This window comes from Salinarimonas sp. (assembly GCF_040111675.1).
In the GTDB taxonomy this organism is placed as follows: domain Bacteria; phylum Pseudomonadota; class Alphaproteobacteria; order Rhizobiales; family Beijerinckiaceae; genus Salinarimonas.
Map to the genome: position 1 here is coordinate 1,602,244 of NZ_CP157794.1, position 11,894 is coordinate 1,614,137.

At 71.5% G+C, this 11,894-nt stretch carries 10 protein-coding genes; 7 read left to right on the forward strand and 3 right to left on the reverse strand.

Annotated features, from left to right (window positions below; all coding sequences use genetic code 11):
* Window positions 1-84 precede the first annotated feature (84 nt).
* Together treY and ABL310_RS07460 are read left to right on the forward strand one after the other, a co-directional pair.
* Window positions 85-2,817: a malto-oligosyltrehalose synthase gene (treY, locus tag ABL310_RS07455; protein ID WP_349371056.1), complete on the forward strand. Its 2,733-nt coding sequence runs from the start codon at window positions 85-87 to the stop codon at window positions 2,815-2,817.
* Window positions 2,818-2,906: 89 nt separating this feature from the next.
* Complete coding sequence (locus tag ABL310_RS07460) at window positions 2,907-3,443, forward strand: PRC-barrel domain-containing protein (RefSeq protein WP_349371057.1); 537 nt, start codon at window positions 2,907-2,909, stop codon at window positions 3,441-3,443.
* 9 nt (window positions 3,444-3,452) lie between these two features.
* On the opposite strand, the gene ABL310_RS07465 is transcribed toward ABL310_RS07460, so the two are convergent.
* A complete protein-coding gene (locus ABL310_RS07465) occupies window positions 3,453-4,508 on the reverse strand; it encodes a hypothetical protein (protein WP_349371058.1) in 1,056 nt (351 codons plus the stop codon).
* 328 nt (window positions 4,509-4,836) lie between these two features.
* Here ABL310_RS07465 and ABL310_RS07470 point away from each other — a divergent pair, with 328 nt between their 5' ends.
* Window positions 4,837-5,994, forward strand: a complete 1,158-nt coding sequence (locus ABL310_RS07470; protein ID WP_349371059.1) for a M20 family metallopeptidase — start codon at window positions 4,837-4,839, stop codon at window positions 5,992-5,994.
* Between the two features lie 10 nt (window positions 5,995-6,004).
* Here the strand turns inward: ABL310_RS07470 and ABL310_RS07475 are convergent, their stop codons facing one another.
* Window positions 6,005-6,211 (reverse strand): hypothetical protein, encoded by a 207-nt coding sequence (locus ABL310_RS07475; RefSeq protein ID WP_349371060.1) that lies wholly within the window; start codon window positions 6,209-6,211, stop codon window positions 6,005-6,007.
* A 2-nt stretch (window positions 6,212-6,213) separates the two neighbouring features.
* Entirely contained in the window at window positions 6,214-6,684 is a 471-nt protein-coding gene (locus ABL310_RS07480; protein ID WP_349371061.1) for a transposase, read from the reverse strand.
* Window positions 6,685-7,023: 339 nt separating this feature from the next.
* On the opposite strand from ABL310_RS07480, the gene ABL310_RS07485 reads away from it, so the two are divergent.
* From ABL310_RS07485 to ABL310_RS07500, 4 genes are all read left to right on the forward strand, one after another.
* Window positions 7,024-8,250, forward strand: coding sequence for a cytochrome P450 (locus tag ABL310_RS07485; RefSeq protein ID WP_349371062.1), 1,227 nt, complete (start codon window positions 7,024-7,026; stop codon window positions 8,248-8,250).
* A 5-nt stretch (window positions 8,251-8,255) separates the two neighbouring features.
* A complete protein-coding gene (locus ABL310_RS07490; RefSeq protein WP_349372013.1) occupies window positions 8,256-9,155 on the forward strand; it encodes a histone deacetylase in 900 nt (299 codons plus the stop codon).
* A 454-nt stretch (window positions 9,156-9,609) separates the two neighbouring features.
* On the forward strand, window positions 9,610-10,323 hold the full coding sequence (locus ABL310_RS07495) for a hypothetical protein (RefSeq protein WP_349371063.1): 714 nt from the start codon (window positions 9,610-9,612) through the stop codon (window positions 10,321-10,323).
* A 200-nt stretch (window positions 10,324-10,523) separates the two neighbouring features.
* On the forward strand, window positions 10,524-11,882 hold the full coding sequence (locus ABL310_RS07500) for an NAD(P)-dependent oxidoreductase (RefSeq protein ID WP_349371064.1): 1,359 nt from the start codon (window positions 10,524-10,526) through the stop codon (window positions 11,880-11,882).
* Window positions 11,883-11,894: the final 12 nt, after the last annotated feature.

An 11,894-nucleotide genomic window follows, 5' to 3' on the forward strand; every position in this document is an offset into this window, starting at 1 on the left:
CCCCTCCGGTCCGGGCTTCGCCCGGCCTACCTCCCCTGCGGGGAGATGTCGGGGCGGCGCGAGCACGACGAGGAGGCGTGAGCGATGAGCAACGAAACACCGATCGCCCCGCGGGTTCCGCGCGCGACCTATCGCCTGCAGCTGCGCCGGGAGTTCCCGTTCGAGGCGGCGGAGCGGGCCGTGCCCTATCTCGCCGCGCTCGGGATCAGCCATCTCTACCTCTCGCCGATCCTCGCCTCGCGCCGCGGCTCCGTGCACGGCTACGACGGCGTCGACTTCACCCATGTCGACCCGGAGATCGGCGGCGAGGACGGCTTGCGCGCCCTCGTCGCCGCGGCGCGCCGGCACGGCATGGGCGTCCTCGCCGACATCGTGCCGAACCACATGGCGGTCGGCGGCGCGGACAACCGCTTCTGGCTCGACGTGCTCGAGAACGGGCCGCAGAGCCGCTACGCGCATTATTTCGACATCGACTGGGACACGCCCGATCCCGCCTTCGAGGGCAAGGTCGCCGCCCCTTTCCTCGGCGCGCCCTACGGCGAGGCGCTGGCGAACGGCGAGATCACGCTCGTCTTCGACCCCCACATGCGCCGGCTCTGCGCGGCCTATTATCACCACCGCTTCCCGCTCAACCCGGGCGATTACGGCGAGATCCTGCGCGCCGGCGACGCCTCTCTCGCGCCCCTCGCCGACCAGTTCGACGAGGCCCGTACGCCCGAGGCCTTCAAGGAGGCCCGCGCCGAGCTCGCCCGCGAGGCGGGGGAGACGCTGGAGGCGACGTTGAAGCGCGTCTGCGAGCCGGAGCGCCTGCACCCGATCCTCGAGCGCCAGCATTGGCGGCTCGCCTGGTGGCGCACCGCCGGCGACGAGATCAACTGGCGGCGCTTCTTCGACATCACCGAGCTCGCCGGCCTGCGCGTCGAGGAGGAGGACGTGTTCGAGGGAGTGCACGCCGAGATCTTCCGCCTCTACGGGGAGGGCCTGATCGACGGCCTGCGCATCGACCACGTCGACGGCCTCGCCGATCCCGCCGGCTACGGCCGGCGCCTGCGCGAGCGCCTGGGCGAGATCGCGCCGCAGCGCCTGCCCGAGGCGCCGGAGGGGCCGGCCTACCTGCTGGTGGAGAAGATCCTGGCCCACGACGAGGCGCTCCCCGCCGACTGGGCGGTCGACGGCACCACGGGCTACGAGTTCATGGACGCCGTCGGCGGGCTCCTGCACAGCGCCGACGGCGAGGAGATGTTCACCGATCTCTGGAGCGAGATCTCCGGCCGCTACCCGGATTTCGCCTCCGAGGAACTCGACGCGCGCAACGAGATGCTGGTGCGCAACTTCGCCGGCCAGCTCGACGCCGTCGCCCACGCCTTCCACGACCTCGCCCGGCTCGACCTCGAGACCCGCGACGTCACCTATCACGCCCTGCGCCGGGCCCTGATCGCGCTGATCGCGGCCTTCCCGGCCTACCGCACCTACGCCACCGCCGGCGCGGCGCCGGGGTCCGACGCGCCTTTGCTGGAGCGCGCCGTCACGGCCGCGAAGGAGATGGCCGGCCCGGGCGAGGCGGCGATCGTCGACCTGATCGGCGGGTGGATCCAGGGCGTCGGCGTCGCCGACCAGGAGGTGCGCGCCCGCGCCGTCGTGGCCTTCCAGCAGCTCTGCGCGCCGGTCGCGGCGAAGGCGGTGGAGGACACGGCGTTCTACCGCTACGGCCGCCTCGTCTCGCGCAACGACGTCGGCTCCGATCCCGGCCGCTTCGCGATCCCGCGCGAGGCCTTCCACGCGAGCGCCATGGACCGCGCCGCGCGCTTCCCGCATTCCATGCTCGCCACGGCGACGCACGACCACAAGCGCGGCGAGGACGTCCGCGCGCGCCTCGCGGCGCTCTCCGAGGTCCCGGCGGAATGGGCCGATCGGGTGGGGACCTGGCTCGACCTCAACCGGCGCCACGCGCAGGACCGGGTCGATCCGGCGGACGAGTACGTCTTCTACCAGATGCTGCTCGGCGCCTGGCCCTTCGGCCTCGCCCCGGACGATCGCGAGGGGGTGATGCGGCTCGGCGAGCGCCTCGCGCGCTGGCAGGAGAAGGCGCTGCGGGAGGGCAAGCTGAACTCCTCCTGGACCGAGCCCGACACCGAGTACGAGGAAGCCTGCCGCCGCTTCGTCGCGGAGGTCACGGACCCGAACGTCGCGCCGGCCTTTCTCGATTCCGTCCACGCCTTCGTCGAGGCGCTCGCGTCCGTCGGCGCGGCGAACGGGCTCGTGCAGACCTTCCTGCGCTGCACCACGCCCGGCGTGCCGGACTGCTACCAGGGCCGCGAATTCTGGGACTTTTCCCTCGTCGACCCGGACAATCGCGATCCCGTCGACTACGGCGTCCGCGAGGCCGCGCTCGGCGAGGAGGCGTCGGTCGCCGATCTCGCCGGGCGCTACCAGGACGGGCGCGTGAAGCAGCGACTGATCGCGCGACTGCTGGATGCGCGCCTGCATCGAGCCGAGCTCTTCGCCGAGGGCGACTACGCGCCGCTCGAGGTGCGCGGTCACCGCGCCGCCCACGTCGTCGCCTTCGCGCGGCGGCGCTCCTCCTCGGCGCTGATCGCGGTGGCCGCCCGCCATCTCGCCGAGCCGCTGATCGGGGGCGACGCGCTCGCGCCGCCGGCCGAATGGTGGGGCGACACCACGGTCGTGACGCCGAACGACGTTCTCGACGCCGAGATGAGCGCCGCGCTCGACGCCGGCGCGCGGCGGACCTTCGGGCGCGAGACCAAGGTCGCCGACCTTCTCGGGCCTCTGCCCGTCGGGCTGTTCGTGCTCGGCTGACGTCGACGGTGCGACGGTGCGCGGCGGGAACGGTTTTCCCCGCTCGCGCATCCCCTCGTGACGAAACAGCCACGATGGAGTGACCCGCGATGCACGCCCGCCCGATCCCGCTTCTCGCCGCCCTGATCCTCGCCGCGAGCCCGCTCGCCGCCCAGACCACGGGCGGGGCGGGGGGCGAGGGGCCCGTCACCGGCGATCCGGTGGAGAGCCTCGACAGCCGCCTCCTGCCGCTGCCGGGACCCGGCGACCGGGAATTCGACGTCGCGACGCTGGAGGGCGCGCCGGTGGCGCTCGGCGACGAGTCGCGGGTGGGCACCGTGCGCGACGTCGTCGTCGGGTTGGAGGAGCAGCGCAGCTTCGTGGTGCAGTACACCGACCGCCTCGGCGGCCGCACCGTGCTGATCCCCATCGGCGAGACGGTGATCCGCGACGGCCGGCTGATCGCCGCCTATACGCTCAACCAGCTGCGCGCCCTGCCGACCCTGAACGACTACGAGGCGGCGAACCTCTCGCCCATCGCCGACGACGTCGCCATTCGCCTGCGCCGCTCCGCGCTGGAGCTGCCCGAGGTCGAGGCCACCGGCTCGCAGGCCTACGATCCGACGCGCGACGCGCCGGAGCAGTGACCGCCCGGCTCAGCTGAAGCGGGCGAGCTTCTCGCGGGTGGAGAGGGCGTCGATGTCGGCGAAGGCGCCGAGGTTCAGCTCGCCGGCCTCATCCGCATCCGTCTCGGCGGACGGCTCGTCCACGTCGAACGCGTCGAGCGCGGCCTCGTCCGCCATTTCAGCCACGTCCGCCCCTTCGTCGGTCTCGTGCGCGGGCGCCGGCGCCGCCTCGTCGGCGTCCTCGACCTCGACGAAGGCGGCGTCGTCCGCCCCGTCCCAGGAGAGGTCGTCGGCGACCGTCTCGATCGGCGCGGGGCGCGCGGCGATCTCGGGCTCGATCACCGTGAGGGCGCCGAACGAGGCCTCGACCACGCCGGTGGCCTCCGACTCGACGATGACGTCGTCGATGCCCTGCTGGTCGAGGCCGGAGAAGACGTCGAGCCGGCGCGACAGCGTCTCCCGTCCCTCGCTCTCGGCGGTTTCCCCCTCGTCCTCCTCGTCGAGGGAGCCGCCCCAGACGTCGATCATCGCGTTGATGCGGCCCTCGAGGAAGCGCAGCGTCTCGATGATGCGCTTGGTGCGCTGGGCGGTGAGGTCCTGGAACGAGCAGGAGGTGTAGATGTCGGTGGCGCGCCGGTCGAGCTCGTCGCAGAGGTCCTCGCGCGCGCCGTCCTCGCGCAGCGTCCAGGCGGCTTCCTGTACGTGCTCGGCCGCCTCGAGGATGTCGGACGTGGCGCGCTCCGTCGTGCCGACGATGCCGTCGAGGGCCTCGGACGCGACGAGCAGGTCGGAGGGCGCGCCGTCGCTCGGGCGGATCGCCGCGATCTCGCGCTTGGTCGAGGTGATGGCGCGGGCCATCTCCACGAGATCGAAGCGGAGGCGGTCCATGCGATCCGCCTCGCGCTCGCGCGAGACCGCGCTCTCCAGGCGCTCGATCGCCGCGAGCAGCATGGTGGTGTCCGCGGTGCGGTTGCGGCGCGCGTATTCGGCGAGGAACCAGCGGCCGCGCTGCGTCTCCATGACGGCGGCCTCGATCGCCTCGTAATCGGCGTCGGCGATCGGCGAGAGGGCTTTCGACTCGCTCATGCGGCAGGGACCTCGGGGCTCGAATCGGCCAGGAAAGCATGCCCGCGGGACGGCCCCCGCGGCAAGCGCGACGTCGCGGACCTTGGCCGGGGAGGGGTTGAGGCGGGGTTACCGCTGGGGGATGGCGCGCCTCGTAAGGCACGACGGGATGAAGAGACGGTGAAGACGCTCGCTCGGATCGCCCCGATCGGCCGCGCGCGCGGGGGGCCGGCCTCGCGACCGCAGCCGTGCGGTCCTGCCCGGAGAAGATCGGTCCCGCCCCCCTTCGCGTGCGGCCTCGCCCGTGCTTATCTGCGCGCGCCCCGCTCCTCGAACCCGAACGGACCCGATGCCGATCCCCACGAACTCCGCCGCCGCCGCCTTTTCCTCCGACGCGCGCGTCTCGCGCATGGTCGACGACGTCTGCGCCTGGGCGCGCTGCGAGAGCCCGACCGACACCGCCGCCGCGGTCGACGCCATGATGGACCTGATGGTGGACGGTCTCGGCGATGCGCCGGTCGCCGTCGAGCGCATTCCTGGCCGCGACGGGCTCGGCGGCTCGGTGATCCTGCGCGCCGGCCCGACCACGAACGAGCCGTCCGCCCTCGTCCTGTCCCATCTCGACACGGTCCACCCGATCGGCACGTCGGCGGACGGCCTGCCGGTGCGGGTCGAGGGCGATCGGCTCTACGGGCCCGGCGTCTACGACATGAAGGGCGGCGCCTATCTCGCGCTCCAGGCCTTCCTCGAGGTGGCGCGCCGGGGCACGGCCAAGCGGCCGATGGTCTACCTGTTCACGCCGGACGAGGAGATCGGCTCGCCCACCACGCGAGCGCTGATCGAGCATCTCGGTCGCGAGGCGAAGGCCGTCTACGTCACCGAGCCCGCCCGCGACGGCGGCAAGATCGTCACTTGCCGCAAGGGCGTCGGCCGCTTCGACGTGCACGTGGAGGGGCGCCCCGCTCATTCCGGCTCGCGCCACCCCGACGGCCGCAACGCCATCTACGAGGCGGCGCGCCAGATCGCGGCGATCGAGGCGATGACGGACTATTCCCGCGGCGTGACGACCACGGTCGGCATGATCAAGGGCGGGACCGCGATGAACACGATCCCGCAGCATTGCCGCTTCGGCGTCGACCTGCGCGTCGAGACCGCGGCAGACGGCGAGGAATTCGCGGCGAAGATCCTCGGCCTCGCGCCGCACAAGCCCGATTTCCGCGTCGACGTCACGGGCGGCATGAACCGCCCGCCCTTCGAGCGCACGCGCGAGGTCGCCTCCTTGTTCGAGACGGCGGCGGGTCTCGCCGCGGAGATCGGCTTCGAGCTGGTCGAGACCTCGCGGACCGGAGGGGGCTCCGACGGCAACTTCACCGCAGGTCTCGGAATCGCCACGCTGGACGGGCTCGGGATCGATGGCGACGGCGCACACACGCTCGACGAATACGGTCTCGTCTCGTCGCTGGCGCCGCGGGCTCAGCTGATCGTACGGCTGCTGGAGACCGTGTGAGGAAAGGCGCTCATGCGTCCTCGGAGTCGGACCGCGGGCCGTTCGGCCGGGGCGCGCGTCCGATCCGCTGGGGGCTCGTCGCCGTGATCGGCGGCACGAGCTTGCGGAACAACGTCTCGAAGCGGTCGCCCGAGGCGTCCCCGGCCTGACGGCGCGCGGCGTCCATGAAGAGGTCGACCTGGATCTCGGCCCATTTGCGGCGCGGCCTGTCTGTCATCGTCAACCTCCGGCGGCCCAGCCGCCGAAGGTGGCGGCGTCGCGGTAGGGATGCTGCGGCCGCGGCCGCATCCGTGCGTCCTCGTCGCACTGCGCCTCCGCCTCGGCGGTGGCGAGCCGATCGCGGAAGCGTTGCGACATCAGCCAGCTCGTGCGGCTGGAGACGCCCAGGATCTGATGCAGGCGATTGACGCTCACGGGCGTCTCCGCCGCATGGAGAAGAAAAAGCGCCTGAAGCCACAGATGCAGCGGCACGTGCGTCGACTCGAGCATCGTGCCGAGCTTCACGTTGAACGGCTTGCGGCACGCGTAGCACTTATAGGCGCCGGGCTTGGGATCCTTGCCCATCAAGCGCCCGATACGATCGCCGCGGCCGCAATGCGGGCAGACCGGTCCGTCCGGCCAAACGCGCGCTTCGACGAAGCGGTATGCCTCCTCCTCGTTGCGGAAGGCCGGCTCGTTCAAGGCGTACATGCGCTACTCCCCCACAGAGCTCAGGAAAACAGTCCGTAGAGTTGCGCCCCCGTTATCGAACAGATTGTTTGTTGCCTTTGTGCTTAAACGACGCCTGAACTCTAGCAAAGAGTTTTAGAGGTTACAAGTCTTGCCATGGATTTATAACAAAGTTAGCAAGCTGATCCATTTTTCTTACTTATGTGTCCCGCTCCTCTACGAGTTAAGCTCCTTAAAATGGTGTTCTCTGTCCGAGGGCGACCATTGCGGTGGGGCGTCGACGTCGCGACGGTGCGAGACGCAAAGCCGTTGTGCGAGAAAGCCCTTGCCGGGCGCGGCGCCGCGGTCGATATCGGGCTCATGCCGCTCGTTCCCTCCCGCCGCCGCCTGTCGCTCGATCCACGCGACCCGAGCTTCAACCAGGACCCGTACCGGACCTACGCCCGGCTTCATGCGAAGGCGCCGGTTTTTTATTGGGAGCAATACGGATCTTGGTTTTTCGTCGCAAATGCGGACGTGAACCGCCTGCTGCGGGACCGCCGCTTCGGCCGCGAGATCCTGCACGTCGCCACCCGCGAGGAGCTCGGGCTCCCCGAGCCGGCGGCCCATACCCGTGATTTCGACGCGATCGACGCCCATTCCATGCTGGAGCGCGAGCCGCCCGCGCATACGCGCCTGCGCACGCTCGTCAACCGCGCCTTCGTCTCGCGCCAGGTCGAGCGGCTGCGCCCGGCCATCGCCGCGCTCGCGCACGCGCTCATCGACGCCTTTCCCGAAGGTGAGCCCTTCGACCTGCTGGACGCCTACGCGACGCCGATCCCCGTGCGCGTCATCGCCCGCATGCTCGGCGTGCCGGAGGAGACCGCCCCGCAGCTGCTCGACTGGTCGCACCGGATGGTCGCGATGTACGCCTTCGGCCGCACGCGCGCGGTGGAGGAGGACGCGAACGCCGCCGCCCGCGACTTCGCCCGGTTCATCCGCGAGACGGTCGCCGCGCGCCGCGGCGCGCCGGGAGACGATCTCCTCTCCGTCCTGATCGCGGCCGAGGAGAAGGGCGACCGGCTCTCGGAGGACGAGCTCGTCTCCACCGCGATCCTGCTCCTCAACGCCGGACACGAGGCCACCGTCCACGCCACCGGCAACGCCGTGAAGACCATCCTCGAGACCGGCGCGGACCCGGCTTCGATGTTCGCCGACGACGCCGCGACGGAGAACGCGGTGGAGGAATGCCTGCGCTACGACCCGCCGCTCCACGTCTTCACGCGCTGGGTGCTGGAGGACCTGGAGGAGAGCGGCGTCTCCCTCAGGAAGGGCGACAGGATCGGCCTCGTGCTCGGCGCGACCGGCCGCGACCCGCGCGTCAATCCGGATCCGGACCGCTTCGACCCGGCCCGCGAGAGCCCGCAGCACACCGCGTTCGGCGCCGGCATCCATTTCTGCATCGGCGCGCCGCTGGCGCGGCTGGAGATGCAGGTGGCGCTGCCGATCCTGTTCGCGCGCTGCCCGTCGCTGCGCCTCGCCGAACCGCCGGTCTACCGCGACGCCTATCACTTCCACGGGCTCGAGCGGCTGATGGTGACGACGTGAAGCGGCTGCCGCCCCTCGTCTCGCATCAGCATTACGAGGCGCCGTTGCCCGCGCGCCATCGCTTTCCCATGGGCAAGTACGGCGCGCTGCGCCGCGCGCTCGAGGCGGAGGGGATCGTGCCGGACGGCTTCGTCGGGCCCGAGCCGGCCGACGCCGGGACGATCGGGCTCGCGCACGATCCGGCCTACGTCGAGCAGGTCTTCACCCAGACCGTGCCGGCGGCGATCGAGCGGCGCATCGGGCTGCCTATCGACGCGGGCGTCGCCCGGCGCGCGCGGGCCTCGATCGGCGGCACGCTCCTCGCGGCGCGGCTGGCCTTGGAGCACGGCCTCTCGGGCTCCACCGCGGGCGGCAGCCACCACGCCCAGCGGGCCGGCGGGGCGGGGTTCTGCGTCTTCAACGACGTGGCCGTCGCGGCGCTGGCGCTTCATCGCGAGGGCGCGATCCGCCGCGCGCTCGTCGTCGACCTCGACGTCCACCAGGGCGACGGCACGGCCGACATCCTGCGCGACGAGCCCGACCTCGTCACGCTCTCGATCCACGCCGAGAAGAACTATCCCGTGCGCAAGATCGCGAGCGATCGCGACGTCGGCCTCCCCGACGCGCTCGAGGACGACGCCTATCTGCAGGAGATCGCGGCGCACGTGCCCGACATGATGGACCGGGTCGCCCCCGACATCGTGTTCTACAATGCCGGCGTCGACCCCCACCGCGAGGACAGGCTCGGGCGCCTCGCCCTCTCCGACGAGGGCCTGTGGCGGCGCGACCGCTTCGTCGTCGCCGAGGCGCGGCGGCGCGGAATCCCCCTCGTCGCGGTGATCGGCGGCGGCTACGGCGAGGATTCCGAGGCGATCGGAAAGCGCCACGCGCTGGTGTTTCGCGCGATGGCGGAACGGGGTGTGTGAGGGGCCGGAATCCAGGACTTGGAAGTAAGCCGGATTCGGCATCTCCCGTAAGAACAATCCCGCTCGCGTGCCGGAAACCAAGCGTTAACCATACGCATTGAAGATCGCCGACGCCGCCGATGCGTCGGCGGGCGGATGACGGGGTTCAAGACCATGGGCGAGACGCGCATCACCCGGCGGGGACCGCCGCGCGCAGACGCCGTACGGTCCACGATCGTGCGGCTTGCGGACTACGCAGGCACGAGGCCGCGCCCCGCGCCGCCCGAGGACGCGCCGCGCGGAGAGATCCTGCTCTTCACCGGGGTGATGTATGAACGCCGCGCGCCGGACAGCGAGGGCGCCCACGCGCCGGACACGCCGCGGCGCCGCCGTCGCCGCTAGCCTCGCCCTGGCCGCTCTCGCGGCGCTTTCCGCCTGCGCGCCGCGCGGCGATTTCGGCCGGCCCGCGCCCTCCGTGATCGGCGACCGCGTGCTTCCCTTCGCCGGCCGCGCCACGGCGGAGATCTACGGGCAGCCCGCCTCCTGGTCGATCCTCACCGACGACGAGCGCGAATTGCGGACGCGCGCCTACCGATTCCTGATGCCGGCGCACGAGTGGCAGGTGATCGAGCGCGTGCTCGCCGATCTCGCCCGCCACCGCATCATCCCCACCTCGCTCTCGTTCCAGGCCCGCCGCGGCTATTGGGACGCGCTGCGCTTCTCGCGCGGGACGTCGCCCGCGCCGCTGTTCCGGCGCATCGCCCAGGACGCGGAGCAGGATCGTGTGCTGATCGCGCCTTTGCGGACGATGGCCGAGCGGGTGCTGGAGGCGGACCGGGCGCGGCTGCAGTTCCTGCTCTACGTGCGGCATCTGGAGGAGCGCCAGGCGGAGGAGGCGGCGCTGCGGGTCGCCGAGAACCGGTGCCTGATCGCCTGGATCCGCGCCGAGGCCCGCGAGCGCGCCGAGCGCTACCGATTCGCGCTCGAGCGCCTCGCCGTCGAGGCCCCCCAGCGTGACGCCGTCGGCCCCGAGCGCGCGCTCGCGGCGCTCGAGCCCGAGATCGCCACCCTCGATACGCTGCCCGTCGGCGCGCTCGACGCCTGCGCCGACGACGTCGCGCCGACCCCCGCACCCGTCGCAGGCCCCGCCGCGCCGCCGCCGGACGGGGTGATCGTGTTCAAGGAGTGAGCGAGGGGGGGGCTGCCCATCCCCTGACCACCCCCTGCCTTCCTTTTCACCCTGCCTCCAAATTGACAGCCGCCTCGGCATTTGATCACATGGTCAAAACTAGAGTCGGTCCAAAAGAGACCGGCCGAGGGTGAACGTGTCCGATTGATCGCGAGCGAGACCGTGCGTCGAGTATCCGCGCGGCTCGGGGAGGCTCATCCATGAGCACGCATCCTGACATCGGGGCCGGGCGGATCCCGGCCGGGGAGATCGAGGCGGGCTTTGCCGATCTCCATCCGGCGCTCGACCGGAACGAGGCGCGCGTCGCCTCCGAGCGCTGCCTGTTCTGCTACGACGCGCCCTGCATCCAGGCCTGCCCGACGGGCATCGACATCCCGATGTTCATCCGCCAGATCATGACGGAGAACCCGCAAGGGGCGGCCAAGACGATCCTCGACGCCAATATCTTCGGCGGCATGTGCGCCCGCGTCTGCCCGACGGAGACCCTCTGCGAGGAAGCTTGCGTGCGCATGGACGAGGGCAAGCCCGTCGAGATCGGGCGCCTCCAGCGCTACGCCACCGACGCGCTGTTCTCCGCGGGCCGCCAGCTCTATCGCCAGGGTCCGGCGACGGGCGCGCGGGTCGCGGTCGTCGGCGCGGGGCCTGCGGGCCTCTCCTGCGCCCACAAGCTCGCGACGCTGGGTCATTCGGTCGACGTGTTCGAGGCGCGGGAGAAGGCCGGCGGCCTCAACGAGCACGGCATCGCCGCCTACAAGACGACCGACGGCTTCGCCCAGCGCGAGGTGGAGTACCTCCTCGAGGTCGGCGGCATCACCGTCCATCACGGCAGGCGTCTGGGGCGCGACGTCACGCTTTCGGGCCTCGCGGCGGAATACGATGCGGTCTTCCTCGGCCTAGGCCTCCAGGCGGTGAACGCGCTCGGCGTCGACGAGAGCGGGCTTTCCAACATCGAGGACGCCGTCGCCTTCATCGAGCGCCTGCGCCAGGCGCCGGACCTCTCCGCTCTGCCCATCGGCCGCAAGGTGATCGTGGTCGGCGGCGGCATGACGGCGATCGACGCCGCCGTGCAGGCGAAGAAGCTCGGCGCGGAGGAGGTCACCCTCGTCTATCGCCGCGGCGCGGACGCCATGCCGGCCTCGCGCTACGAGCAGGAGGTGGCGCTCACGAACGGCGTCGTCATCCGGCACTTCGCACGGCCCTATGCGGTGCAGGGGGAGGGGGGCGTCCTCGCCTCCGTCCTGTTCATGCGCACCGCGCTGGAGGGCGGCGCGCTCGTCGACACCGGCGAGACCTTCGAGCTCCCCGCCGACCAGCTGTTCAAGGCGATCGGCCAGGTCTTCCTGCCGACCGACGTCGCCGACGAGAGCGCCGTCATCGAGATGGACGGCCCGAAGATCAAGGTCGACGCCGAGTGCCGCACCTCGCTGCCCAAGGTCTGGGCCGGCGGCGACTGCACCCGCGGCAAGGACCTCACCGTCGTCGCGGTGGAGGACGGCAAGCAGGCCGCCCTCTCCATCCACCGGGCGCTCGCCGCCCGCATGCCGCTCGCGGCAGAGTGAGGGAGGACGAGA

Excerpts from the sequence above, each read along its gene's own strand:
- ABL310_RS07500 (WP_349371064.1), top strand. The coding sequence starts at position 10,524 with ATGAGCACGCATCCTGACATCGGGGCCGGGCGGATCCCGGCCGGGGAG.
- ABL310_RS07480 (WP_349371061.1), bottom strand. The coding sequence starts at position 6,684 with ATGTACGCCTTGAACGAGCCGGCCTTCCGCAACGAGGAGGAGGCATAC.
- ABL310_RS07470 (WP_349371059.1), top strand. The coding sequence starts at position 4,837 with ATGCCGATCCCCACGAACTCCGCCGCCGCCGCCTTTTCCTCCGACGCG.
- treY (WP_349371056.1), top strand. The coding sequence starts at position 85 with ATGAGCAACGAAACACCGATCGCCCCGCGGGTTCCGCGCGCGACCTAT.
- ABL310_RS07465 (WP_349371058.1), bottom strand. The coding sequence starts at position 4,508 with ATGAGCGAGTCGAAAGCCCTCTCGCCGATCGCCGACGCCGATTACGAG.
- ABL310_RS07475 (WP_349371060.1), bottom strand. The coding sequence starts at position 6,211 with ATGACAGACAGGCCGCGCCGCAAATGGGCCGAGATCCAGGTCGACCTC.
- ABL310_RS07460 (WP_349371057.1), top strand. The coding sequence starts at position 2,907 with ATGCACGCCCGCCCGATCCCGCTTCTCGCCGCCCTGATCCTCGCCGCG.
- ABL310_RS07485 (WP_349371062.1), top strand. The coding sequence starts at position 7,024 with ATGCCGCTCGTTCCCTCCCGCCGCCGCCTGTCGCTCGATCCACGCGAC.